Annotated in this window: 18 protein-coding genes and 1 tRNA gene; 12 read left to right on the forward strand and 7 right to left on the reverse strand. The window is 66.8% G+C overall.

Annotated features, from left to right (window positions below; genetic code table 11):
• Positions 1-528: 528 nt before the first annotated feature.
• Together J2X37_RS12895 and J2X37_RS12900 are read left to right on the forward strand one after the other, a co-directional pair.
• Entirely contained in the window at positions 529-1,431 is a 903-nt protein-coding gene (locus tag J2X37_RS12895) for an alpha/beta hydrolase (RefSeq protein ID WP_310021919.1), read from the forward strand.
• 14 nt (positions 1,432-1,445) lie between these two features.
• Positions 1,446-2,153 carry a class II aldolase/adducin family protein gene (locus J2X37_RS12900; RefSeq protein ID WP_310021921.1) on the forward strand — a complete coding sequence of 236 codons (708 nt, stop codon included), beginning with the start codon at positions 1,446-1,448 and terminating at the stop codon, positions 2,151-2,153.
• 327 nt (positions 2,154-2,480) lie between these two features.
• Here the strand turns inward: J2X37_RS12900 and J2X37_RS12905 are convergent, their stop codons facing one another.
• Positions 2,481-3,707, reverse strand: coding sequence for an aromatic ring-hydroxylating dioxygenase subunit alpha (locus J2X37_RS12905; protein WP_310021924.1), 1,227 nt, complete (start codon positions 3,705-3,707; stop codon positions 2,481-2,483).
• Between the two features lie 137 nt (positions 3,708-3,844).
• A complete protein-coding gene (locus tag J2X37_RS12910) occupies positions 3,845-8,554 on the reverse strand; it encodes an NAD-glutamate dehydrogenase domain-containing protein (RefSeq protein ID WP_310021926.1) in 4,710 nt (1,569 codons plus the stop codon).
• Positions 8,555-8,890: 336 nt separating this feature from the next.
• Between J2X37_RS12910 and otsB the strand changes: the two genes are divergently transcribed.
• The 3 genes from otsB (at position 8,891) to J2X37_RS12925 (ending at position 11,588) form a co-directional block, all read left to right on the forward strand.
• Entirely contained in the window at positions 8,891-9,640 is a 750-nt protein-coding gene (gene otsB / locus J2X37_RS12915) for a trehalose-phosphatase (protein WP_310021928.1), read from the forward strand.
• Positions 9,637-11,040, forward strand: coding sequence for a trehalose-6-phosphate synthase (locus tag J2X37_RS12920; RefSeq protein WP_310021930.1), 1,404 nt, complete (start codon positions 9,637-9,639; stop codon positions 11,038-11,040). The genes otsB and J2X37_RS12920 overlap by 4 nt, the downstream gene beginning before the upstream one ends.
• Positions 11,041-11,135: 95 nt before the next feature.
• A complete protein-coding gene (locus tag J2X37_RS12925) occupies positions 11,136-11,588 on the forward strand; it encodes a hypothetical protein (RefSeq protein WP_310021932.1) in 453 nt (150 codons plus the stop codon).
• Here J2X37_RS12925 and recG read toward each other — a convergent pair.
• Positions 11,585-13,648 (reverse strand): ATP-dependent DNA helicase RecG, encoded by a 2,064-nt coding sequence (gene recG / locus J2X37_RS12930; protein WP_310021934.1) that lies wholly within the window; start codon positions 13,646-13,648, stop codon positions 11,585-11,587. The two genes, J2X37_RS12925 and recG, sit on opposite strands and share 4 nt — an antisense overlap.
• A 53-nt stretch (positions 13,649-13,701) precedes the next feature.
• Between recG and J2X37_RS12935 the strand changes: the two genes are divergently transcribed.
• The 5 genes from J2X37_RS12935 (at position 13,702) to J2X37_RS12955 (ending at position 19,019) form a co-directional block, all read left to right on the forward strand.
• Positions 13,702-13,968: a succinate dehydrogenase assembly factor 2 gene (locus J2X37_RS12935; RefSeq protein WP_310021936.1), complete on the forward strand. Its 267-nt coding sequence runs from the start codon at positions 13,702-13,704 to the stop codon at positions 13,966-13,968.
• A gap of 109 nt (positions 13,969-14,077) precedes the next feature.
• Entirely contained in the window at positions 14,078-17,620 is a 3,543-nt protein-coding gene (mfd, locus tag J2X37_RS12940) for a transcription-repair coupling factor (RefSeq protein WP_310021937.1), read from the forward strand.
• A gap of 88 nt (positions 17,621-17,708) precedes the next feature.
• Positions 17,709-18,491: an NAD kinase gene (locus tag J2X37_RS12945; RefSeq protein WP_310021940.1), complete on the forward strand. Its 783-nt coding sequence runs from the start codon at positions 17,709-17,711 to the stop codon at positions 18,489-18,491.
• A gap of 99 nt (positions 18,492-18,590) precedes the next feature.
• Positions 18,591-18,665 (forward strand) — tRNA-Asn (locus J2X37_RS12950).
• Positions 18,666-18,848: 183 nt separating this feature from the next.
• Positions 18,849-19,019, forward strand: coding sequence for a CsbD family protein (locus J2X37_RS12955; protein ID WP_310021942.1), 171 nt, complete (start codon positions 18,849-18,851; stop codon positions 19,017-19,019).
• An 85-nt stretch (positions 19,020-19,104) separates the two neighbouring features.
• Here the strand turns inward: J2X37_RS12955 and secA are convergent, their stop codons facing one another.
• From secA to J2X37_RS12970, 3 genes are all read right to left on the reverse strand, one after another.
• The gene (gene secA, locus J2X37_RS12960; RefSeq protein ID WP_310021944.1) at positions 19,105-21,852 is read right to left on the reverse strand and encodes a preprotein translocase subunit SecA; all 2,748 of its coding nucleotides are present in this window, start codon (positions 21,850-21,852) and stop codon (positions 19,105-19,107) included.
• 129 nt (positions 21,853-21,981) lie between these two features.
• The gene (locus J2X37_RS12965) at positions 21,982-22,257 is read right to left on the reverse strand and encodes a hypothetical protein (RefSeq protein WP_310021946.1); all 276 of its coding nucleotides are present in this window, start codon (positions 22,255-22,257) and stop codon (positions 21,982-21,984) included.
• On the reverse strand, positions 22,254-22,379 hold the full coding sequence (locus J2X37_RS12970; protein WP_310021948.1) for a hypothetical protein: 126 nt from the start codon (positions 22,377-22,379) through the stop codon (positions 22,254-22,256). Before J2X37_RS12970 ends, J2X37_RS12965 begins: the two co-directional genes overlap by 4 nt.
• Here J2X37_RS12970 and argJ point away from each other — a divergent pair.
• Entirely contained in the window at positions 22,378-23,598 is a 1,221-nt protein-coding gene (gene argJ, locus J2X37_RS12975; protein WP_310021949.1) for a bifunctional glutamate N-acetyltransferase/amino-acid acetyltransferase ArgJ, read from the forward strand. The two genes, J2X37_RS12970 and argJ, sit on opposite strands and share 2 nt — an antisense overlap.
• A gap of 4 nt (positions 23,599-23,602) precedes the next feature.
• A complete protein-coding gene (locus J2X37_RS12980; protein WP_310021951.1) occupies positions 23,603-24,430 on the forward strand; it encodes an inositol monophosphatase family protein in 828 nt (275 codons plus the stop codon).
• Positions 24,431-24,432: 2 nt separating this feature from the next.
• Here J2X37_RS12980 and trxA read toward each other — a convergent pair whose 3' ends face one another.
• Positions 24,433-24,753, reverse strand: a complete 321-nt coding sequence (trxA, locus tag J2X37_RS12985; RefSeq protein WP_310021954.1) for a thioredoxin — start codon at positions 24,751-24,753, stop codon at positions 24,433-24,435.
• Positions 24,754-24,773 lie beyond the last annotated feature (20 nt).

The following is a 24,773-nucleotide window of genomic DNA, read 5'->3' on the forward strand; positions in this document are numbered from 1 at the left end:
CGCTAGCACTTCTTCGCTCGGTAACGGTCCGTCACGTGCAAGGCCAATGGGCGCGGCATGGCGGCAACCTGCCACAAATCGTCCTTGCGCGTCAGACGGACGGTCGCGTCGAGATTGAACATAGCTGTCCTGGTCGGAGACCGGGGCGAGCAACGAGTTGGCGCGGCAGGATCCGCTGTAGCGACCATCTACGCCGAACTCGAATCCAGTCCTTGCCGACGTCGGTCCGGTACAGCATGCCCAGCGCCGCGACCCGGCGCGGCGGATCAGTCAACGTCTTGCCAGCCAGATTCAGCGCGGTCGTTCCCAGATAGTGGGTTAGCTTGCACCAATGTTCCTTCGTCTCGCCGGTATAGCACGAAGCGATGAACCCGGTGTAGCGTGTGCGGTTGTAGTTTGCCGATCCGCGAAGCGTCAGTCCCGGCACCGGGTTGGGCGCGAACGGAAACGCGGCCTCACTTGACACCTTCGGTATACCGATGGAGGCTCATCTAAATCCAATAAGTGCATTGGCAGAGGTGTCCGGGCATGTTTTCAGCTTTCGAGCAGTCGGTCGAAAGGATCGAAGGGCTGGGCATCGCCTATGCGGTCGGCGGGCATGGCCCCGCTGTCCTTCTGCTGCATGGCTATCCGCAAAATCGGTTCATGTGGGCCCGTGTCGCGCCCCTTCTCGCCAGCCGCTTCACCGTTGTCTGCCCTGACTTGCGCGGTTACGGGGACAGCGCGAAACCGCCCCCAGGGCAGGATTGCGAGGCTTATTCGTTTCGGTCCATGGCCCGCGACGTCGTCCTGTTGATGGAACGTCTTGGCCACCGCCGATTCATGGTCGCGGGTCACGACCGGGGCGGGCGTGTCGGCCATCGTTTGGCGCGCGACTGGCCGGAGCGCGTCACCGCGCTCGCCGTCCTCGATCTCGTCCCGACCTGGCGCATGTATGCAGAAGTGACACGCGATCTCGCGCGCACTTACTGGCAATGGTATTTCCTGCCCCAGCCCGCCCCTTATCCAGAGCGGATGATCGGCGCCGATCCCGATTACTACTTCGAACATTGTCTGGGGTCGAACGGCGGGACCGCGCTCAGCGCGTTCGATCCCGCAATGCTCGCGCAATATCGCCGGTGCTGGAACGATCCGGCCATGATCCACGCTTCGTGTAACGACTATCGCGCCGGGATCGGCATCGACCTCAGGCATGACGAGGAAGACCGGAACCGGAAGCTGGAATGCCCGGTGCTGGCGCTCTGGGCTCGCGATGGCATCATGCAGACCTTGTTCGACATCGAGGCGGAGTGGCGCAAAGTCGCGAGCGACGTATCGACCGCTACCGTGCCCGGCGGGCATTTCTTTCTCGACCACCAACCCGAAGCAAGCGCTGCGGCCTTGAGCGCATTCTTCGCGCGCCAGGTCGAGCCTGCAGGGACCGACGGATGAAAAGGGAAACAGCCATGACCGACGCCCAGATCCGCAGCCTTATCTTGGACGCGTGCCACGGCCTCGGCGCTTCGGGCTGCGGCAACACCATCGGCGGCCACGTCAGCATGCGCGTGCCCGGACGCGATCTCTACTGGACCAACGTCCTCGATCTTGCGCTGGACGAGATGGGCGAGGACGATCTTCTTCTCGTCGATTTCGATGGGCGGGTTGTCGAAGGACATCGCCCGATCAGCCCGGGCATCGATTTCCATCAGGGCATCTACATGCAGCGGCCCGAGATCAATGCCGTGGTCCACACCCACGGCCCGTGGGGCACGACCCAGGCAGCCTTCTGCCGCCCGCTTCGAATGTATCACAACCTCTCCACCTATTTTCACAAGCGCATCGCGGTCAGCCCCGATGACACGATCGAGGCGATCGCACCGGTGCTGGGCGAAAACATCGCAGTCATGATCCCTTGGCACGGCGCGATCACGATCGGTCGCACCCTGCCCGAGGCGGCGGCGCTCCATGTGACTTACGAATATGCGGCCCGGCTCGACGTGCGCCTCGCCGCGACCGATGCGCCCGAAATACCGGAAGAGGCGTGCGCCCGCCTGCAGGCGCTGCTCGGCAAGGCCAATTATCTGGACCACACCTGGGCCCTGATGCTGCGCCGGGCGAAGGCGGCGCCCGGACTTTTCTCCACCGGCCCGCTCGAACAGTTGGTTGCGGCCTGATCGGGACGTTCCAGGGATACCGAAAACGGGTGCGGCCCTGCGCCCGCACTGTCCGCCGACGCACCGAATTGGCGCCTTACGCCTGGTATGTGACTGCGGTCCTTCTGACGGCTTACACCTATTCGTTCGTAGGGGTGGGCATCCCCCCGACCCTGATCGCGCTTCTGACTGACGACCTATTCGCAGACAAGGCGTTGGTCGGCTATTCGCTCGGCATCGTCTGCGCCGGGGCGAGCGTCTTGGCGATTGTCGTCCTCTGGTCGTTGTTGCCCACCTATCGGAAATCGCTCGCCGCCGCTGAAGCCGCTGCCAAGGCCCGAAGCACCCTCAGCTTTCGGAAAACGGTTCCAGAACCGGCGCGACGCGCAGTGCGGCGGGAATGTGGTCGATCCCGATACGGCGATCGAATTCCTCGTGCATCCAGTAGATGCGCCGTTCCTGGTGGCACAGCGTCAGACCGTCGAAGGCACCCGATTCGAGGGAGGCCTGGATATGCTCGAGGAACTGGAAATCCTCGTTCTGGATGACGTCGTAGTTGGCCACGAACGTCCGCCAGTATTCGCTGGTCTCGGCGGTGTCCTCCTCCGGCCCGGCGCCGACGAAGATCAGCTCGCACTCGCATTCGCCCTTCGAGACCGGCCAGAACACGACGAAGGGGAAGCCCGCCGAATCGACCGGCGTGACGAAGTTCGGGAACACGCCATAGGCGCAGTTGTTGGCGCGGAAGACTTCGGGCACGCCTTCGATGTCGTATTTCTCGTAGTCGTCCGTGCCCCAAGTGCCGCCCGCCGCCGACCGCTTCTTGGGCAGCGCCATGCGGCTGTGCCCGCCCTTCAACAGGCCGATCGCCGTGCCCTTGCCGTCGAGCAGCGTCGCCACCGTTTTCGGATGGATCGCATTGACGTGATAAGCTTCAAGGAAGGCGTCGAGCGCGGCCTTCCAGTTGCACTTGATGCGGTAATGCAACCGTCCCTTCAGGCGCAGCTCGCCCATCGTCATCGGGGCGAGATCCTCGGCCACCCGGCCCAGTTCCTCCACCAGCGGCACCGGGTCTTCGGCGAAGTTCACGAAGACCCAGCCGTCCCAGACGTCGCAGGCCACTTTCTTCAGCCCGTGCTCCGCCTTGTCGAACTCACCGAAATCGTGCTCCTCCGGCACCCGGATCAGACGACCGGTCAGGTCATAACACCACGAATGGTAACGGCAGACGAGCAGGTTCGCCTTGCCGCATTCGCTGCCCACCACCGGTGCGCCGCGATGCTGGCAGGCGTTGTGGAACGCGCGCACCTCGCCGTCGACCCCGCGGGTGATGACCACTTCCTTGCCGAGCCGACGGAACAGGCGATACTGGCCCTTCTCGGCGATCTCGTCGGCACGGCAGGCGACCAGCCATGTCTTCGACCAGAGATGGTCCATCTCCAGATCGAAGAATTCCTGGCTGGTGTAACGGGCCTTGGGAATCAGCGGCAGGGTCGGAAACCCCTCCGGATGGGTGTCCCGCTCCAGTTCGTAGGCGATCTGCGCACTGACGGCGGCGGCCCGGTCGTTTCTCATGCTCTCCACAATCCCTTATGCAGGTACGCAGAGCATTCTAAGCGGGCGCGCAGTCCGCGAAACGGACGAAAGTGTCAGGCGGGGCCCATGACGGCCCCGCCCTCGTCCTCGACCTCACCGGAGTTAAGCGCCGGGGGTCAGGCGCCGAACAGCGTCCGCCCCTGCCCGGCGATGTGCGCCAGCATCGCGGGCGATACCGGCACGATCGTCTCGGCTCGCGCGACCATGGCGCGGAACTGCGCGATGGCCGGGCGGCGCTTGTCGGCCCAGGCCTCGATCGCGGACTGCGGGTCGGACTTGGCCTTGTCGCTGCGCAGCAGGCAGCGCAGGAATTCGAGCCGCATCTGCTGCAGATCGCGCGACAGGCCGGCGACGAGCAGGCGCTCCCACGGATCGGACGGGCTCATCACCGCCGCCGTCTGCTGCGCCCAGTCCATGCCCAGCCGTGCGCCGAGGTCGGTGAAGATGGCCGCGATGTCGCGAACCGGGATGCCGCTGTCCGCCGCCAGCCGGGCCAGCCCCACCGCACCGTCCAGCTGGAACAGGTGGACCACGGGATCGGCCTCTGCCGCCGGGGCCCCGGCAAGGGTCAGCTCGGCATGCAGGCGATCCGAATGCGCTTCGGCCGCGGCCTCCAGCAAGGTGTGCGTGTCCTTGCACAGCGGTTCGACGAACGGGCCGAGCTCGTCAACCAGTGCGCCCGGCTCGACCGGCCCCGGGCCTAGCCGCAGCACGTCGGCCATGTGGCTGCGAACGGCGCCCGCCATGCGGTCGAGCAGGAGCAGCCGCGCTTCCTCGCTCATCGCCGCGGCCTCGATCCGCTGCCACATCGCGCCCAGGCCGAAGAGACGGTCCACTGTTACAAAGGCGGCGGCGACATCGCTCAGCAAAGCGCCTTCCTCCTCGGCCACTTCGAAGGGGTTCACCATGCCCAGCCGGTTGACGATGCGGTTGGCGACTTCGGTGGCGACAATCTCGCGGCGCAGGCGGTGTGCCTCGATCGCGCCGCGGAACTTGTCCTGCATCCGTTCGGGGAACGAGCCGACCAGCGTGCCGACCATCATCGGGTCGTCAGGCAGCGCCGAATGCTCGATCGCCGATTGCAGCACCAGCTTGGAGCTCGACAGCAGGACCGCGAGTTCGGGCCGGGTCAGGCCGTGGCCGTCGGCGGCACGGCGGACGAAGACGTCGCTGGTCGCCAGGCCCTCGGTCCGCCGGTCCAGGTCGCCGCTGTCCTCAAGCTGTTCGATCAAGCGGATTTGCGACCCCGTCGCCTGCGCACCGCCGCGCTCGGCGACTGAGAGAGCAAGGGTCTGGAGCCGGTTGTCCTCGAGCACGATCTGCGCCACCTCGTCGGTCATCTCGGCGAGCAGCGCATTGCGCCGCTCTTCCGAAAGGCGCCCGGCCTTGCGCGCGTTCTCCAGCGCGATCTTGATGTTGACCTCGTTGTCGGAACAGTCGACGCCCGCCGAATTGTCGATGAAGTCGGTGTTGATGCGCCCGCCGCCCAGCGCGAATTCGATACGGCCCGCTTGCGTGACGCCGAGGTTGGCGCCTTCGCCGATCACCTTCACCCGCAAGTCGCGCGCATCGATGCGCAGCGCGTCGTTCGCCGGATCGCCGACATCGACATTGTTCTGGCTGCTGGCCTTCACGTAAGTGCCGATGCCGCCGAACCACAGCAGATCGGCCGGGGCGGACAGGATCGCGGTAATCAGTTCGTCGGGACCGATCGCCTCGGCCTCGATGCCCAGCGCGGCGCGCGCCTGTTTCGACAGCGGGATCGACTTTTCGGTACGCGGGAAGACGCCGCCGCCCTTGCTGATCAGCTTGGCGTCATAATCGGCCCAGCTCGACCGGGGCAGCGCGAACATCCGCTTGCGCTCGGCCCAGCTTGCCGCCGCGTCGGGATCGGGATCGATGAAGATGTGGCGGTGGTCGAAGGCCGCGATCAGGCGGATCGACTGCGAGAGCAGCATGCCGTTGCCGAACACGTCGCCCGACATGTCGCCGCAACCGACGACGGTGACCGGGTCCTTCTGCACATCCACGCCCATTTCGAGGAAGTGGCGCTGCACCGAAATCCACGCGCCGCGGGCAGTGATGCCCATCGCCTTGTGGTCGTATCCGTTCGATCCCCCGCTGGCGAAGGCATCGCCCAGCCAGAAGCCGTGCGCCTGCGCGATGGCGTTGGCGACGTCGGAAAAGGTCGCCGTGCCCTTGTCGGCGGCGACGACGAAATAGGGATCGTCGCCGTCCAGCGCCCTGACGTCCTCAGGATGTGCGACCTTGCCCTCGACGATGTTGTCGGTGATCGACAGCAGCGCGCGGATGAACACCTCGTAGCTGGCGCGTCCCTCGGCGGCCCAGCCGTCGCGGTCGCGCGCGGGGTCGGGCAACTGCTTGGGATAGAAGCCGCCCTTGGCGCCCGTCGGCACGATGACCGCGTTCTTGACTCGCTGCGCCTTCATCAGGCCGAGGATCTCGGTGCGATAGTCGTCGCGCCGGTCGGACCAGCGAAGCCCGCCGCGCGCGACCGGGCCTGCGCGCAGGTGGATGCCCTCGACCCGCCGCGAATAGACGAAGATCTCGCGCCAGGGCAGCGGCTTGGGCAGGCCGGGAACGCCGGCGCTGTCGAACTTGATCGCCAGCGCCTCTGCGGCGGCAGGGGCGAAGTAGTTGGTGCGAAGCGAGGCCTCCATCGCGGCGAGATACTGGCGCAGCAGCCGGTCGTCGTTGATCGCGTTGACCTTGACCAGGCCGTCGCGGATCGCCTTGCGCGCTGCCTCGGCCCGTGCGGGGCCGTTCTTCGTTGCCGGATCGTGCATCGCGTGGAACAGGTCGACCAGCCCCCGCGTGACGTCGGGCGCGCCGACGAAGGCGGCGACGACGGTGGTGATCACGAAGCGCAGACCACCCTGCCGCAGATAGCGGTAAAAAGCGCGCAGCAGCTCCGTCTCCGCCCGTCCCAGCCCGACCTCGACCACCAGGCTGTTGAACCGGTCATTTTCCGCCCGGTTGTTCAGCACGGCGGCGATCGCCTGTTCGATCGCCTCCGCCCGGCCCGCCACGGCGGCGATGTCGCTGTCTTCGCCCAGCGTCAGGATGAAATCGTGGATCGTCCCGATGGCCCCGCTGTCGAGCGGGGTCGGCACTTCGGACATCACCCGGAAACCGAAGTTCTCCAATGCCGGCACCGCGTCGGACAGCGGCAGCACGCCGCCGTGCTGGTAAACCTTCAGGCGCAGCTGCTGCGGCGGATCGCTGTCCAGCCGGTATAGCCGCGCATCGCGGCGCAGCGACGCGTCGTCTTCCGGCAAGGCGGCCAGTGAGCGGATGCGCAGGATGTCGCGCGCTGCCTCGTGCGCGCCGTAGTCGGCACGGTAAACCACAGGAAAGGCATGGGCGAAATGGGCCGCCAGCACGGCCGCACGGCTTCCCTCGCCCAATTCGGTCAGGGCGTGTTCGACGGCATCGTCCCAGCCGCGCAGCATGATCTGCAACCGCTTGTCGAGCGCCGCTTCATCGGGAACCTTCGCGCAGTCGGCCCGGATGTCGAGCACGACGCGAATGAGCGCAAGGTTGCCGCCCTCGATCTGCACCGCCCAGTCCAGCGATTCGCCGCAGGTCTCGGTCTCCAGAAGGTTCATGATGCGCAGGCGCGCCTGCGTGCTCATCAGGTCGCGCGGCAGCCAGACAAAGGCGAAAAGGTGGCGCGACAGCGGCGCCTCGACCAGCGCGAGACGCGGGCGCGGCCGGTCGACAAGGCCCGACATCATGGTCGCAAGGCGGGCGACCTCGCGCTCCGGCAGCCCGATCAGCAGGTCGTGGGGCAGCACGGTCAGCGCGTGGAGAACCGCCTTTCCGGTGTGGCCCTTGGGATCGAAGCCCAGCCGCGCCGTCAGTTCGCCGAATTCGCGGCGCATCCGCGGCACTTCGTCGGGCGGCGTGTTCATCGCGGCGCTGGTCCAGACGCCGGCGTGGGCCGACAGCGCGACCACCTTGCCATCCGCCATGACCGGAACGATGAACAGGTCGAGCGGCACCGGGCGGTGGACGCGGGCGATGTGGTTGGCCTTGATCGCCAGCGGCGCGGCGTCGAGCGCCTTCTTCCCCTTGGCATCGAACCACGCGAAGGCCCGGTCCCACGAGGCGTCGGCCAGAAGATCGCGCGCGCTCTTGCGGCATATGCCGAGCAGCTTGTTCTGCGAGCCGTCGCGTTCGCGGGTCACGTGACCGAGCATGGTCAGCATGCCGCCGGAAAACCATTCGAGCAGGGCGCGCCCCTCGAAATCGGTGACGGTAAGAGCGTCCCGCTCCATCGTCGCGATCATCTTGGGCCAGTCCTCGACCGCGGCGCGCACGTCGGCGAGCGTGGTGCGCAGCGCGTCCTCGATCTGGCGGCGGTGGGCACCGTCGATGCGGGGCGCCTCGACATAGATGAACGATTCCTCGCGGATGTCGCCGTCCTCTTCGCCGCCCTGCTCGCCCAGCGAGAGGAGCTTGCCCGCCGCGTCGCGTCTGACCGGCACCACCGGATGGACCAGCGTGTCGGCAACAAGCCCGAATTCGGCGAGCGCGATGGCGATCGAATCGACAAGGAAAGGCATGTCGCGGTTGATGATGGCGATGCGCGTGCCGCGCCGTCCTTCGGGGGCGGAGGCGATGGCGATGGCCACCTTGCCCTCGGCACGGGTCTGCGCGGCATCGAGCAGGAAGGCGGCGATCTCGGCCCGTCGGTCGGGCGCGATCGCCTCGTCGCCGGGCAGCTCGGAATCGACGATATGCTCGACGAGCAGCTTGGCCAGCGCGGAAGCCGGGCGCGGCCTGGAAGTGGTCTTGGTCAAAGTTCCCCTACCCTATTCTTTTTCGCCTGCGATGATCGCGCAGCCGTCTCAATGCCCGACATAGCGGTTCTTTCCCGCATTTCGCGCCGTATCGGCGTGGTCAAGAGCATGATCGAAGGGCTGCGCGGGGGTTCGCATTCCTCTTGTGTCAGGATTGCCCGCGACGCTTTCGCCCGGGCTTGTCATGGCACCCGAATCGCATAGTCAATGGTGCGCGTCCACCGGGCATCGGCCATCCGTGCACAGGCTCGCACAGCCGGTCGTAACGCTCCTCTTCGTGCTGCAACTGCGAAGCCGGCCTTGCCCCCACTGTCCCTGTCGGCCATATGAACTGGCGTGACCCTGACCAGTCCCCCGCACCCCGATCCGGCGCGCGATGCGCTGTTCCTCGATTTCGACGGAACGCTCGTTCCGCTGGAGGACCGGCCGGACGCGGTCGAGGTGCCGGTTGCGCTCATCGACCGGCTGCATGACCTCGCTTCGCGGCTGGCGGGCAGGCTTGCCATCGTCAGCGGGAGGTCGATCGACTTGCTCGACGCCTTCGGCCTGTCTGGCCTGGCGCTCGCCGGCAGCCACGGAGCCGAATGTCGACTTCCCGGTTCGGCTCACGAGATGCGGCCGCGTCCCGCCTCGCTCGATCGGGCCGCTTCGGCGTTCCGCGCCTTCGCCGATGCGCACGAGGGCGTCATCTTCGAGGACAAGCCGCTGGGTGCCGCGCTTCATTTCCGGCTTGCCCCCGCGATGGCGCAACCCGCCATCGCGCTGGCGCAGGACCATGTCGCCGACCTGCACCTGCAGCACGGCCATGCGATGATCGAATTGCGCGTCGCAGGCGTTGACAAGGGCACGGCCATCGCGGAGCTGATGGCTCTGGCGCCTTTTGCCGGCGCGCGGCCGCTGTTCTTCGGCGACGACGTCACCGACGAGAGCGGGTTTGCCATGGCGGCAAGCCTCGGCGGGCACGGCGTGCTTGTCGGCGCCGACCGGGCCACGCAGGCACGCTTCGCGCTTCCCGATCCCGCCGCGGTCAATGCCTGGCTGGCCCGCATCACCGAAGCCGAAAGACACGTGAGGACCCTGACATGAGCCGCCTGATCGTCGTATCGAACCGCGTCTCGCTGCCCAGCCCCGACGGCGCGCAGGGCGGCCTTGCCGTCGCGCTCCAGGCGGCGCTGCGCGAAGCGGGCGGCTTGTGGTTCGGATGGTCCGGCAAGGAGATCGACACCTTTACCGGTTCGGTCCGGTTCGAGGAAAGCGACGGCGTGCGCTCGGCGGTGGTCGATCTCGAGCCGCAGGACGTCGAGGAATACTACAACGGTTTCGCCAACCGCACCTTGTGGCCGCTGTTCCACTATCGCATCGATCTTGCGCAGTACAACCGCAGCTTCGGCGCGGGGTACGAGCGGGTGAACAAGCGTTTCGCCGAGCCCTTGCGGGTGATGATCGAGCCGGGCGATACCGTCTGGATCAACGACTACCACCTGATCCCCATCGCCTCGCAGCTTCGCGAGCACGGGATCAACAACCGGATCGGCTTCTTCCTGCACACCCCCTGGCCGCCGACCCGGCTCCTGGTGTCGCTGCCCTATCACGAGCGGCTGGTCCAAGCGATGTTCGCCTACGACGTGATCGGCTTCCAGACCGGCGAGTGGCTGGAGAGTTTCCTGCATTACTGCCAGAACGAACTGGGCGGCACGGTCGACGGCGAATATGTCACGTTCGAAGGGCGGACGCTGCGCGCGGTCGTCTGCCCGATCGGCATCGACTTCCGCAACTTCGTCGGCGCGCTCGACACCAAGGGCGCGGCCGACATCGCCCAGAGGATGCAGGTATCGCTGCGCGGGTTGTCGATGATCGTCGGTGTCGACCGCCTCGATTATTCGAAGGGCCTGGGCGAACGGCTGACCAGTTTCGAAACCTACCTCCAGCGGCACGAGGAAGCCCATCGCGCGGTCGTGCTGGTGCAGGTCGCGCCGCCCTCTCGCGGGGAGGTCGAGCAGTACCGCGACGTGCGCGAGGAGCTGAACGAGATGGCGGGGCGCATCAACGGCGCCTTTGCCGAGGTGGACTGGACCCCGATCCGTTACGTCAACCGCGGTTATTCGCGCGACGAGCTGATCGCGCTCTACCGTGCGGGCAAGGTCGGCCTGGTGACGCCGCTGCGCGACGGCATGAACCTGGTCGCCAAGGAATACGTCGCGGCGCAGGACCCCGAGGATCCGGGAGTGCTCGTCCTGTCGCGCTTCGCCGGGGCGGCGGCGCAGATGCAGGAGGCTCTGCTGGTCAATCCCTATGCCCCCGAAGAGGTGGCCGACGCGATCCACCGGGCGCTGACGATGCCGCTCGCCGAACGCAAGCGGCGGCACAAGGCGCTGCTCGAGGGTGTGGAGCGGGAGGACGTGCACTGGTGGCGCGAACGCTTCGTCAGCATGATCGAGGCGGCACCTTCACCACGAGCGAGCGCACCAGCCCCGAGCGCGAGCTGATCGAAAGCCTTTCGTAAACGATTTGGCGTTAGCCTGCCGGCTTTCGGCGCGCTGCCCGTTTGGCGCGCGCAAGCTCGGTCGGGGGACGCTTGATCATGACGCATTCCGGTTCCGCCCGGGTCATTCTCGGCACCGCCGTGGTGGCCCTTTCGATCATGGCGGCCAAAACCGCCCTTCCCGCCATTCCGATGCAGACCACCGTGCTGGCATCCGCGATCGGGATGGTGCTGATCTTCCTGCTGTACCGATCCGACGCGCACCGTCGCCGCCAAATGGCGGCCCGGACAGACAGACCCGCCGTTCCCGAGGCGAGCGACCCCGACACCATCCGCCGCCGGATGGAGGATCGGCCAGTGCCCCAATTCCGTCTTGGCAAAGAAGCACCGGCCCTTCCAACAGCTCCAGCCGCCGAGAGGTCGGTGCTGGAACTCGTGCGCGAAGTCCGTGACGAGCGATCGGCCGGTGCCGCACCCGCCGCCGTGTTCGAACTGACCCCGGCCATGGAACGCATCGCCGACGACCCGATGCGGGCTTGGCCCGCGAGTTAACCGCCGCGTAGCAGTTGCACGCCGTAATCGCGTTCGAAGAGGTAGAGCGCGATCCGCGCCGCCTCGCCGCGCGGGCCGGTCAGCCCGCCGTCGCGGTCCATAAGCAGCCGCGCATCGGCATGCGCAACCTCCAGAAGCTCGGTGATCTGTTCGGGGCTCGCCAGCACGAAGGCCTGTTCGCCCGACTGCCGCGTGCCGAGAATCTCGCCCCCGCCACGCAGGCGCAGGTCTTCCTCGGCCAGCCGGAAGCCGTCCTGCGTCTCGCGCATCAGCGCCAGCCGCTCGCGCCCGGTTTCCGACAGCGCGTCGCCGCGCAGCAGAAGGCAGACCGACTTCTCCGCCCCGCGCCCGACCCGTCCGCGTAGCTGGTGAAGCTGGGCCAGGCCGAACCGTTCCGCCTGCTCGATCACCATCAGCGAGGCGTTGGGCACGTTGACGCCCACCTCGATCACCGTCGTCGCGACCAGCACCGCCACCTCGCCGCTGGCGAAGCGGGCCATGTTGGCATCCTTCACGTCGGCGGGAAGCTGGCCGTGCACCAGCGTGACCGCGTTTTCGCCTAGCGCGGCGCGCATCGTGTCGAAACGTTCCTCGGCGGCGGCGATGTCCTCGGTCTCGTGCTCGCGCACCATGGGGCAGACCCAGTAGGCTTGCTTGCCCTCGCCCACATGGCGGCGCAGCCCGGCGACGACATCGCCCATGCGCTCGTTCGCGATCACGCGGGTGTCGATCGGCTGGCGACCCGGCGGAAGTTCGTCGAGCTTCGACACATCCATCTCGCCATATTGCGCCAGCGTCAGCGTCCGCGGGATCGGCGTCGCGGTCATGGAAAGGCAGTGTGCGGTGCCCCGCGCCTTCTGTTGCAGCAGCAGCCGCTGGTTCACGCCGAAGCGGTGCTGCTCGTCGATCACCACCAGCGCGAGGTTGCGGTAGGCGACGCTGTCCTGGAAGATGGCGTGAGTGCCGACGACCACGTCGATGCTGCCGTCGAGCAGCCCCATCAGGATCGATTCCCGCGCCCGCCCCTTGTCGCGCCCGGTCAGCACCGCGATCTCGATGCCGGTGCCGCGCGCCATCTCGACCAGCGTGTCGTAGTGCTGGCGGGCAAGAATCTCGGTCGGTGCCAGCATCGCGGCCTGCGCCCCGCTTTCCACCGCGATCAGCATGGCGTGCAGCGCGACCGCCGTCTTGCCGCTGCCGACATCGCCCTGCAGCAGGCGCAGCATCGGGTGGTTCTGCGCCAGATCGTCCTCGATCTCGCGCACCGACCGCTTCTGTGCGGCGGTAAGGTCGAAGGGCAGGCGCAGCCTGTCGCGCAGATGCCCGTCACCGCGCAGCGGCACGCCCTTACGACGGCGGTTGTCGGCCTTGACCAGCATCAGCGCCAGCGCGGAGGCGAACAGCTCATCATAGGCCAGCCGGTCTCGCGCGGCCTTGTGCGGCCCCTTGTGCGCGAGCACCAGCGCGTCGCGCCACGCGGGCCATTCCTTGCGGTCGAGCTGGCCGGGATCGATCCATTCGGGCAGATCGGGAACGTCCTCCAGCGCCTGCTGCACCAGGGCCTGCACCCGGTTCTGCGTCAGCCCGTCGGACAGCGCATAGACCGGCTCGCAGACCGTTCCCATCGCGGCACCGCCGTTCTCGCTGACGTGGTCGGGATGGACGATCTGCAGCATGTCGCCGTACTGGTCGAGCCGTCCGGCCACCCAGCGCTTCTCGCCGAGCGGCAGCGACTTCTTCGCCGAATAGGACGCCCGCCCGAAGTAGGTCAGCGACACGACATTGCCCAGCACATCGCTCGCCAGCACGTTGAACGGCCCGCGCCCGCTGCGGCTCTGCCGGTATTGCGTCGGGGTCAGTTCGACGATCACGTTCTCGCCCACCGTCGCTTCGTCGAGGTTGGCGATCACGCGGCGGTCGATGAACCGGTCCGGCAAGTGGAACGCGAAGTCGCGCACCCGCGTCAGGCCCAGCTTGTCAAGCGGCTTCTCGAGCTTCGGCCCCACGCCCTTCAGGCTGTCCGCACCGGCAAACAGGGGGTTGAGCACTTCGGGACGCATGAGCGGTGCTATAGCGCCTTGCGCCCGCCGGTCCACGGGTCTAGGCGCGCGCCATGGTGGACAGCGCTCGTCTCGGCAGGCTCAGGTTCCGCGCGTGGCATCGCGGCACGCGCGAGGCGGATTTCATGATCGGCGGCTTTTTCGATCGGCACCACGCGGCCTGGAGCGAGGCCGACTGCGACTGGTTCGAGACGCTGATCGAGGAAGACGACGTCCACATCATGGCCTGGGCCATCGGTACGGAGCCGGTGCCCCCCCGCCACGATGGCCCCCTGATGGACGCGATGAAGCGGCTCGACTACGTCCACATCCATCGCTGATCGGGTTCGGCCCCGAACGGTGTTTTTCCGCGCCGGATTTGCCACCTTGCGGGAGCCGTCTTTTCCCTTGCGCGGGAACAGGGCGGCGACCAGATAGTCCCCGTTAGACATGACCGACCTTTCCCGCATCATCGCCGCGGATCATCCGCTGGTGCTGTCCTCCCTTGCGCGCGGCGCGCTTCCGCTCGTCCTCGCCGATCTCGCCCGCGCCGCGGCGCATGGCGGCGAACCGGCCCGAGCCGTGTTCATCGCGCCCGACGAACAGGCGATGACCGCGGTGGCCGACGCCGCTCCGTTCTTCGCGCCCGAGATCGAGGTGATCGAGTTTCCGGCCTGGGACTGCCTGCCCTACGACCGGTCCAGCCCGGCCCTGTCGGTCAGCGCCCGGCGGCTTGCGGCGCTGCAGGCGCTGCAGGGCAAGAGAACCGCGCCGCAACTGCTGGTCACCACCGTCAACGCCGTGCTCCAGCGTGTGCTCACCCCGTTCCGCATTCGCGAGGCGACCCGGATGCTGGAGGTCGGCAGCGAGATCGGCCACGACAGCCTCATCGGCCTGCTGCAGCGGCAGGGCTATGCGCGCAGCGACACCGCGATCGACGCGGGCGAATTCGCGGTGCGCGGCTCGATCTTCGACATCGTGCCATCGGGGCTGAAGGCGAAAAACGAAAAGGGCGAATGGGAACAGGCGGGGCTGCGGCTCGACTTCTTCGGCGACGAGCTGGAGAGCCTTCGCCTCTACGATCCCAACACCCAGCGCACCACCGGCACGACCGCGCGTCACCTGCTGCTTCCCGCGAGCGAGGCGCTGCTCGACGAAGACACGATCAAGCGTTTCCGCACCCGCTATCGCGAACGATGGGGCGCGACGGCGACCGGCGACCCGCTGTACCAGGCGGTCAGCGACGGGCGGCGGCTGGCGGGGATGGAGCACTGGCTGCCCCTGTTCGAGGACAAGCTGGCGACGCTGTTCGACCATCTCGGCAAGGGCGACGTCATCGTCATCGACGGCGGCGCCCTGCGCGCGGGCGACGAGCGGCTGGACGAGATTGTCGACTATCACAAGGCGCGGACCGAATCGGCGCGAACCAGCCCCGGCGCCTATCGCCCGCTGGCCTCGGACGCGCTCTATCTCGAACGCGGGGAGTTCGAGGGGAAGCTGGCCCAGTGGCCGGTCCACCGCACCTCGATCTTCGCCGAACCCGCTTCGCCCACGACCGTCGATTTCGGCTTCGCCTCCTCGCGCGATTTCACGCCCGAACGGACCCGCGGCGACAACGTTTACGAAGCCGGCGCGAAATACCTCCAGGCGCAGGCCGATGCGGGCAGGCGCGCGATCCTCGCCTGCTATTCCGACGGCGCGCGGCGGCGCATCGTCAGTCAGCTGGGCGAGGCCGGCAAGAAGGACATCGCGGTTGCCGAAACCTGGCAGCAGGCGCTTGGCATCGCGAAGAAAAAGACCCCGGTCGCGGTCGTCCTGCCGCTCGAATCCGGGTTTGCCGGCGACGACATCGAACTGGTCACCGAACGCGACCTGCTCGGAGACCGGCTGGTCCGCCGCAAGAAGCGCCGCAAGGACGCCGACGCCTTCATGGCCGAGTTGCAGGCCCTGCAACCGGGCGATCACATCGTCCACATCGACCACGGCGTCGGGCGCTATCTCGGCCTTGAATCGATCCCCGTCGGCAAGAGCCCGCACGATTGCGTCGCGCTCGAATACCATGGCGGCGACAAGCTCTACGTGCCCGTGGAGAACCTCGACGTCCTGTCGCGCTACGGCAGCGGCGAGGAACACGTCCCGCTCGACCGGCTGGGCGGCGAAGGCTGGCAGAAGCGCAAGGCCCGGCTGAAGGAACGCATCCGCGAGATCGCGCACGAACTTCTGGCGACGGCGGCCAAGCGCGCGCTGCAGAAGGCGCCGGTCATCGCGCCCGATCCGCACAGCTACGACCCCTTCGTCGACCGCTTTCCGTGGAACGAGACCGACGACCAGGAACGCGCCATCGACGATGTGCTCCACGATCTCGAGGAAGGCCGCGCGATGGACCGGCTGGTATGCGGCGACGTCGGCTTCGGCAAGACCGAGGTGGCCCTGCGTGCCGCCTTTGTCGCGGCGATGGCCGGACAGCAGGTGGTGATGATCGCGCCGACCACCCTGCTGGCGCGCCAGCACTATGCCAATTTCAAGGAACGCTTCGCCGGTTTCCCGCTGGAGATCGGCCGACTGTCCCGGCTCGTGCCCGCCAGGGAGGCGGCGGAAACGCGCGAAGGGCTCGCCAGCGGCAAGATCGATATCGTCGTCGGCACCCACGCGATCCTTTCGAAGAGCGTGTCGTTCAAACGGCTCGGCCTTGTCATCGTCGACGAGGAGCAGCGTTTCGGCGTCACCCACAAGGAGAAGCTGAAGGCCCTGCGCGCCAACGTCCACGTCCTCACCCTGACCGCGACGCCGATCCCGCGCACGCTGCAGATGGCGATGTCGGGCCTGCGCGAACTCTCGGTGATCCAGACTCCGCCGGTCGACCGCCTCGCCGTGCGCACCTACGTCATGGGGTGGGACGACATCATCGTGCGCGAGGCGCTGCTGCGCGAACATCATCGCGGCGGGCAAAGCTTTATCGTCGTGCCGCGCATCGCCGACATGCCGAGGATCGAGGACTGGCTGCGCGAGACCGTGCCCGAGGTCCGATACGTCTCCGCCCACGGCCAGATGGGCGCGGGCGAGGTCGAGGACCGGATGAGCGCGTTCTACGAGAAGAAGTACGACGTGCTGCTCTCCACCACGATCGTCGAATCGGGCCTCGACATCCCGAGCGCCAACACCATCATCATCCACCGCGCCGACCGCTTCGGTCTTGCCCAGCTCTACCAGCTGCGCGGCCGCGTCGGCCGGTCGAAGCTGCGCGCCTATGCCTACCTCACGACCGAAGAGGACAAGCAGATGTCCGAAATCGCCGAAAAACGCCTCAAGGTGCTGGGCGATCTCGACACGCTGGGTGCGGGCTTCCAGCTTGCCAGCCACGATCTCGACATTCGCGGCGCGGGCAATCTCCTGGGTGACGAGCAGTCGGGCCACATTCGCGAAGTCGGCTTCGAACTTTACCAATCGATGCTCGAGGATGCGATCCTGGCCGCCAAGGCGGGCGAGATGGGCGTGGTCGAGGATCGCAGCGGCCTCAGCCCGCAGATCACGGTCGATGCGCCGATCATGATCCCGGAAGACTACGTCCCCGACCTGTCGATCCGGATGGCGCTCTACCGCCGCCTGAACGAGGCGAAGGACAAGGAGGAGATCGAGGGTCTCGCCGCCGAGATGATCGACCGTTTCGGCCCGCTTCCCGACGCGACCGAGAACCTCGTCAAGCTGATCGAGATCAAGCAGCAGGCCTGCGATGCGAACATCGCCAAGATCGACCTCGGCCCGCGCGGCGCGCTCGTCGGGTTCTTCAGGGACGAGTTCCCCGATCCGGCGGGCCTGCTCGCCTATGTCGAGCGACTGAAGGGCACGGCGCGGCTTCGCCCGGACATGAAGCTGGTGATCGAACGCAACTGGGGCGATCCGAAATCGCGGCTCAACGGCCTATTCCAGCTGACCAAGGGGCTTTCCGCCATCGCGAGGCGCGCGGCCAGGGCGGAGGCGAAGGAGCCGGCCTGATCTTTTTGTCCCTTGGCCCCCGTGCGCGTTGCCAAGCGGGGGCGCTCGCCATAGGGTCCGCCACGAAGGCGTGTCCGGGGGCAGGTTGTTGGCCAAATACGAAAAACTCGCGCTCAGCGTTTCGCCGACCGCCAAGGCACAGGCGGCGGCCGAGAAGCTGGTGAAAACCCACGCCTTCGTTCCGCGCGAGGAGGCCGAAGCGATCGTCGTGCTGGGCGGCGACGGCTTCATGCTGCAGACTTTGCACCAGATGATCGACGCGGGGCGGATCCTCCCTGCCTATGGCATGAACCTCGGCACCGTCGGCTTCCTGATGAACAAGCGCGAGGCGAGCCGCGCCAACATCCTCGACCGGGTCAACCGGGCCCGCTCCTTCGAGGTCTCGCCGCTCAGCCTCGCGGCCGAGACGCGCGGCGGCGAGATCGTCCGCGTCTGCGCGATCAACGAGGTGTCGCTGCTGCGTGAAACGCGGCAGACCGCGAAGCTGGAGATCAAGGTGGGCGACAAGGTCCGCATCCCCGAACTGATGTGCGACGGGGCGCTGGTGGCGACACCCGCCGGGTCCACCGCCTACAACTTCAGCGCCAATGGCCCGATCCTGCCGCTGGGCTGCGGGCTGCTCGCGCTCACGCCGATCTCGGCCTTCCGCCCGCGGCGCTGGCGCGGCGCGATCCTGCCCGACCACCTGCCGATCGAGATCCGCATCCTCGAATGGCACAAGCGTCCCGTCTCCGCCGTGGCCGACCAGCGCGAAATCCGCGACGTCGCCTCGATCCGGGTCGAGGTGGCGCACGAACGCGACCTCACCCTGATGTTCGACCGCGGCCACAGCCTCGACGAACGCATCGTAGGGGAACAGTTCGCCTATTGATCGGGCAAAGTGCGACAGGGTCAAAAAACCTTGCCGAACAGGCTTGCCAAGCCCGTCCGCCACCCATATAGGCGCACACCTGCCCGCCAGATGGGCTGCTCCCCGATAGCTCAGCGGTAGAGCATTCGACTGTTAATCGAATGGCCGTAGGTTCGAATCCTACTCGGGGAGCCACTTTCCTTCACCATCGAAACAGACGCGGCGGCCGTGCGTCACGCCGTCGCCACAATTGCAAGTCCACCCGCCCGTTTTGGACGGCGAAGCGTTTCGACAGCGCGGATATTTCCGGCCTGCCCGCTCGTTGATATGGCAAAGGCGGACGAAAGTCGTTCGCCATCAACAAGATGGAGACGCACGATGGGTGAACTCGGCGAAAAGATCAAAGGCAACGTCAACGAAGCCATCGGCAACGCGAAGCAGCAGAGCAGCAATCCCGCGACACGCGCCGAGGGCCGCGATCAGGAAGCCAAGGGCGAAGCGCAGCAGCTGAAGGGCGAAGTCGAAGGCAAGCTCGGCAACGACATCTAACGTTTAGCTGAAAGACAACAAAAAGGGCTCCGCACCATCCGGCTAGGAGCCCTTTTTTTGTCTGGATAACGCGCTTCGGCGGCGATCAGGCGACCGCGCCGTGGCAATGTTTGTACTTGTTGCCGCTGCCGCACGGGCAGGGCGCGTTGCGGCTGATGTCGAGACCGGCCCAAGGGTTCTCGGTTTCCGACCCGCCCGGTCCCGCCTGCGCGAAAGTCGATCCGGCAAGCGCGCCGAAAAGTGCGGGGCGCAGCGCCGATCCATCCCCGTCGTTCGAATTGTCCTCGCCGGTGAACGGATCGATGTGACCGGTCAGGAAGCTCGGCAGTTCGGGCAGCGGTGCGGGTTCCTGCGATTCCATGCGCAGCTGGCTGGTCAGCAGGATGCGGGTCACGTCCTCGCGGATCTGTTCCAGCATACGCTCGAACAGCCCGAAGGCCTCTTGCTTGTACTCGTTGATCGGCGTCTTCTGGGCGTAGGCGCGAAGTCCGATGACCTGCCGCAGCGCGTCCAGCGTGGCGAGGTGTTCCTTCCAGTGATGGTCAAGCCGTTCGAGGAGCACCGACTTCTCCACCTGGCGCCAGATGCCGGGATCGGTCTGGGCCAGCTTCGCATCCATCCTTGCATCCGCCAGCGCGGCGAGGCGCTGCTCGAGGTCTTCGGGATCGATGCCGTCTTCCTCGAGCCATTCGTCGATCGGCGCCGGTTCGCCAAGGATCTCCTCGACCTTGGCCTTCAGGCTCTCGACATCCCACTGCTCGGGGTACGATCCCGGCGGGCAGGCATTGCCGACGAGCGCGTTGACCGTGTCGTTGCGCATGTCGACGACGACATCGTCCACGGTCTCGGAATCCATGATGTCTTCGCGCTGCTCGTAGATGACCTTGCGCTGGTCGTTCATCACGTTGTCGTATTCGACGACCTGCTTGCGGATGTCGTAGTTGCGTGCCTCGACCTTCTTCTGTGCAGTCTCGATCGCCTTCGACAGCCACTTCGACCCGATCGCCTCGCCATCCTCGAGGTTCGAGTTCATCATCTTGGCGAACAGCGTGTCGGGCCCGAAAATGCGCAGCAGGTCATCCTCTAAGCAGAGGTAGAAGCGCGACAGGCCCGGATCGCCCTGACGGCCCGAACGACCGCGCAACTGGTTGTCGATGCGCCGCGATTCGTGGCGCTCGGTCCCGAGCACGAAGAGGCCCCCGGCTTCGAGCACCTGCTGCCGTTCGGCGGCGATCTCGGCCCTGATCTTCTCGATCGCGGCGTCGCGCTCCGGCCCTTCGGGCATTTCGGACAGCTCGTCCTCGATCCGGAAATCGAGATTGCCGCCAAGCTGGATGTCGGTGCCGCGTCCCGCCATGTTGGTGGCGATCGTCACCGCGCCCAGCCGGCCCGCCTGCGCCACGATGTGGGCCTCCATCTCGTGGAAACGGGCGTTGAGGACGGCGTGCTTGACGCCTTCCTCGGTCAGGAACTGGCTGAGCAGCTCGGATTTCTCGATCGACACCGTGCCGACCAGGACCGGCTGGCCGCGTTCGTTGTGTTCGCGGATCGAACGGGCGATCGCGCGGAACTTGTCCTGCGTGTTCTTGTAGAACTGGTCTTCCTCGTCGATCCGCTGCACCGGCACGTTGGTCGGGATCTCGACGACGTTGAGCTTGTAGATGTCGAAGAATTCCGCCGCCTCGGTCGCCGCCGTGCCCGTCATGCCGGCCAGCTTGGGATACATGCGGAAATAGTTCTGGAAGGTGATCGAGGCCATGGTCTGGTTCTCGGGCTCGATCTTCACGCCCTCCTTCGCCTCGACCGCCTGGTGCAGGCCGTTCGACCAGCGACGCCCGTCCATCATGCGGCCGGTGAACTCGTCGATGATGACGACCTTGTCGTCCTTGACGATATAGTCGGTGTCGCGCCGGAACATGTGCACGGCGCGCAGCGCCTGGTCGAGGTGATGGACGACCTGGGTGTTGACGAAGTCGTAGAGGTTGTCGGTTTCCAGCAGCCCTTCGGCGATCAGGATCTGCTCGACCTTTTCGGTCCCGTCTTCGGTCAGCGAGATCGACTTGGTCTTCTCGTCCTTCTCAAAGTCCGCTTCGTCGAGCTGCTTCACCACTGCGTCGAGCGCGATGTAGAGATCGGACTTGTCGTCGGTGGGGCCCGAGATGATCAGCGGGGTCCGCGCCTCGTCGATCAGGATCGAATCGACCTCGTCGACGATGGCGTAGTTGAAGGGGCGGTGGACCTGCTGGTCGCGCGACTGCTTCATGTTGTCGCGCAGGTAGTCGAAGCCCAGCTCGTTGTTGGTCGAGTAGGTGATGTCACAGGCATAGCTCTGCCGACGGTCGAACTCGTGCATGTTGGGGACGATCACGCCCACGGTCAGCCCCAGCCAGGTGTAGAGCCGGCCCATCGTCTCCGCGTCGCGGCGGGCGAGGTAGTCGTTGACGGTGACGACGTGGACGCCCTTGCCGGTGAGGGCGTTGAGATAGACCGCAAGTGTCGCGACGAGGGTCTTGCCCTCGCCCGTCCGCATCTCGGCAATCTCGCCGCGATGAAGCGCGATGCCGCCGACCATCTGTACGTCGAAATGGCGCATGCCGAAGACGCGCTTGGACCCTTCGCGCACGACGGCGAAGGCTTCGGGCAGGAGGTCATCGAGCGTCTCGCCCTCGTCCAGACGCTGGCGGAAAAGCGCGGTCTGGCCTTTCAGCTCGTCATCCGACATCGCCTCGTAATGCGGTTCGAGGCTGTTGATGCGATCGACGATCTTACCCATCGACTTGACGTAGCGATCGTTGGACGAACCGAAGAGGGACTTGGCAATGGATCCGAACATGGGTCGGGTCTTTCTTCGTGCAGCCCGGGATTCCGGGCAGGGATAGGGGAAAGCGGCGCGCACCGGCGCATACCGCGTATGCGAGCGGAGAGGCGGGCCGGACGCGCGCGGCGCCGGGCCGCACGAAAGCTATTCGAGGGGCCGGTCGGCCAGCATGACGACCGGCAGGATCACGGTGCGCGGGGCACTGGATCCCGACGCGCCCATCGGGCGCACGGTCTTCTTGCGACTGCTGCGCGGCTGCGCGGCGTCGGCTTCGGCGCGGGCGACCTGAACGCCGCAATTGCCCTTTTCCGCGCACGTCAGCGCCGAGCTGTCAGCCACCGGATACAGGCGTGCGTGCGCCGGTGCGACCAGCGCGGATAGGCCCAGCAACAGGGCGGCAAGGGCGAGAAGCCGTTTCATGCTGGCGACAAGATACGCACGCGACGGGCAAAAATCCAGCCGCCAATCCGGTGGTCCGCTGCGAAATCCGCAATTTTGCCTGCTTGCTGACGCTTCATGTGCGGGTTAACCGCGTCGCCCATGGAAAGATCCCCGCTCGCCCGCCCCTTCCCCGCCATGCCCGCGATTCCCGGGGCCGTGCCGCGCATCGCCCGCGCCCGCTACAAGACGTGGGACCGTTGCGACCTCACCTATGTCGAGTTCGACGAAGGCACCAGCGTCGCCGGCGTCTTCACCAGGAACGTCTGCTGCTCGAGCGAGGTCGAATTGGGCCGCGAACAGGTGAAGCTGGGCCGTGCCCGGGCACTGGTGGTCAACGCCGGCAATTCGAACGCCTTCACCGGCTATCGCGGGCGCGAGGCGGTGGAGCAGATCATGGCGCAAGTCGCCGCACACCTCGGCTGCCGGCCCAGCGACGTCTTCGTGTCGTCAACCGGCGTGATCGGCGTGCCGCTGCCGAAGGACAAGGCCGAGGCGGGCGTGATGAACGCCTTTGCCGCCGAACCGTGCGACTGGCAGGCCGCCGCCGACACCATCGGCACCACCGACACCTTCGCCAAGGGCGCGACCGCCAGCGCGATGATCGGCGACACCCGCATCGAGATCGCCGCGATCGTCAAGGGCAGCGGCATGATCGCGCCCGACATGGCAACGATGCTGGGCTACATCTTCACCGATGCCAAGGTCGCGCCCGGCTTCCTGCAGGCGTGCCTGTCGGCGGCCAGCGACGCGACCTTCAACTGCATCACCGTCGACAGCGACACCTCGACCAGCGACACGGTGTTGGCCTTTGCCACCGGGCGTGCCGGCAATGCCGAGATCGTCGATGCGGACAGTCCCGGCGCCGACGCCTTTGCCGCCGCGATCCACGACGTCTGCCGACAGCTGGCCCACCTTGTCGTGCGCGACGGCGAAGGGGCGCAGAAGTTCATCGAGATCGCGGTGACCGGCGCGGTGTCGGACGAAAGCGCCCGGCGCGTCGGCCTCGCCATCGCCAATTCGCCGCTGGTGAAGACCGCGATCGCGGGCGAAGACGCCAACTGGGGCCGTGTCGTGATGGCGGTGGGCAAGGCGGGCGAACCGGCGGACCGCGACCGGCTCTCGATCGGCTTCGGCGGAAACTGGGCGGCGAGGAACGGGCTGCCGCTGGCCGATTACGACGAGGCGCCGGTGGCCGCGCACCTGAAGGGTCAGGACATCCGCATCGACGTCGATCTCGGCATGGGCGACGGCACGGCCACCGTCTGGACCTGCGACCTGACGCACGGCTACATCTCGATCAACGCCGACTACCGGACCTGACGCGATGAGCCCCTCGCCGTCAGGCCCTCTCCCCACGGGCCACGCGCTGACCGGCGAAGTCGCCGCTCTCCTGCGCCGGGTGGCCGAAAAGGTCGTCCTGCCCCGCTACCAGTCGCTGGCGCGGCACGAGATCGTCGAGAAGTCGCCCGGCGACGTCGTCACTGTCGCTGACCGGGAGAGCGAGGCGATGCTGGCCGAGGGGCTGGCGAAAATCATGCCCGATGCGGCCATCGTCGGCGAGGAAGCGGTGCATGCCGACCCGGCGCTGGCCGGGCGGCTGGGCGATGCGCTGTGCTGGATCGTCGACCCCATCGACGGCACCCGCAATTTCGCGGCGGGGCGTCCGCCCTTCGGGCTGATGATCGCGCTGGCCGAACGGGGCGAGACGAAGGCCGGCTGGATCTACGACCCGTTGCAGCAGCGCCTGTGCCACGCCTCGCTCGGCGGCGGGGCGTGGATCGGCGAAGACCGCGTATCGGCGCGGACCACCGGGGAAGACCCGCCGATTGCCGCGATCTCGATGATCTTCATGGACGATAGGCAGCGCGAACACGTCAGGGCGAACCTCGCCCCGCACTACCGGCTGGCCGACATCCCCTATTGCGCGGCGGAGCAGTATCCGCGCCTGGCGCTGGGCGTGAACGACGTCTCGATCTTCGAGCGGACGCTGGCGTGGGATCACGCCGCGGGCGTGCTGTGGCTCAACCAGGCGGGCGGGCGCTGCGCCCGGCCCGACGGCAGCCCCTATCGCGTCGACGAATGGGATCGCAAGGGCATGATCGCGGCCGCGAGCCCGGCCCTTTGGGAGGAACTCGCGGCGCGGATGGCCTGACTTTAAAGCTCGCTTTCGAGCCAGGCCTTGAGCGCGCCCTTGGGCGCGGCGCCGAGCTTCTGGGCGGCAGGCTTACCGTCCTTGAACAGCACCATCAGCGGGATCGACTGCACGCCCATCTGCGCGGCGATGTCGGTGTTTTCCATGATATCGACCTTGGCGATGGTCACCCGGTCGGCCAGTTCGTCGCTGATTTCCTCGAGCGCCGGGGCGATCATCTTGCACGGGCCGCACCAGTCCGCCCAGAAATCGACGAGCACGGGCTTGTCGGATTCGAGCACGTCGCTCTGGAAGCTGGCGTCGGTCACGGCTTTGGTCGGCATGGGGAATCTCCGTCAATGGC

The organism is Croceicoccus sp. BE223 (genome assembly GCF_031457155.1).
In the GTDB taxonomy this organism is placed as follows: domain Bacteria; phylum Pseudomonadota; class Alphaproteobacteria; order Sphingomonadales; family Sphingomonadaceae; genus Croceicoccus.

Excerpts from the sequence above, each read along its gene's own strand:
- J2X37_RS12895 (WP_310021919.1), top strand. The coding sequence starts at position 529 with ATGTTTTCAGCTTTCGAGCAGTCGGTCGAAAGGATCGAAGGGCTGGGC.
- J2X37_RS12900 (WP_310021921.1), top strand. The coding sequence starts at position 1,446 with ATGACCGACGCCCAGATCCGCAGCCTTATCTTGGACGCGTGCCACGGC.
- J2X37_RS12905 (WP_310021924.1), bottom strand. The coding sequence starts at position 3,707 with ATGAGAAACGACCGGGCCGCCGCCGTCAGTGCGCAGATCGCCTACGAA.
- J2X37_RS12920 (WP_310021930.1), top strand. The coding sequence starts at position 9,637 with ATGAGCCGCCTGATCGTCGTATCGAACCGCGTCTCGCTGCCCAGCCCC.
- J2X37_RS12925 (WP_310021932.1), top strand. The coding sequence starts at position 11,136 with ATGACGCATTCCGGTTCCGCCCGGGTCATTCTCGGCACCGCCGTGGTG.
- recG (WP_310021934.1), bottom strand. The coding sequence starts at position 13,648 with ATGCGTCCCGAAGTGCTCAACCCCCTGTTTGCCGGTGCGGACAGCCTG.
- J2X37_RS12935 (WP_310021936.1), top strand. The coding sequence starts at position 13,702 with ATGGTGGACAGCGCTCGTCTCGGCAGGCTCAGGTTCCGCGCGTGGCAT.
- mfd (WP_310021937.1), top strand. The coding sequence starts at position 14,078 with ATGACCGACCTTTCCCGCATCATCGCCGCGGATCATCCGCTGGTGCTG.
- J2X37_RS12955 (WP_310021942.1), top strand. The coding sequence starts at position 18,849 with ATGGGTGAACTCGGCGAAAAGATCAAAGGCAACGTCAACGAAGCCATC.
- secA (WP_310021944.1), bottom strand. The coding sequence starts at position 21,852 with ATGTTCGGATCCATTGCCAAGTCCCTCTTCGGTTCGTCCAACGATCGC.
- J2X37_RS12965 (WP_310021946.1), bottom strand. The coding sequence starts at position 22,257 with ATGAAACGGCTTCTCGCCCTTGCCGCCCTGTTGCTGGGCCTATCCGCG.
- argJ (WP_310021949.1), top strand. The coding sequence starts at position 22,378 with ATGGAAAGATCCCCGCTCGCCCGCCCCTTCCCCGCCATGCCCGCGATT.
- J2X37_RS12970 (WP_310021948.1), bottom strand. The coding sequence starts at position 22,379 with ATGGGCGACGCGGTTAACCCGCACATGAAGCGTCAGCAAGCAGGCAAA.
- J2X37_RS12980 (WP_310021951.1), top strand. The coding sequence starts at position 23,603 with ATGAGCCCCTCGCCGTCAGGCCCTCTCCCCACGGGCCACGCGCTGACC.
- trxA (WP_310021954.1), bottom strand. The coding sequence starts at position 24,753 with ATGCCGACCAAAGCCGTGACCGACGCCAGCTTCCAGAGCGACGTGCTC.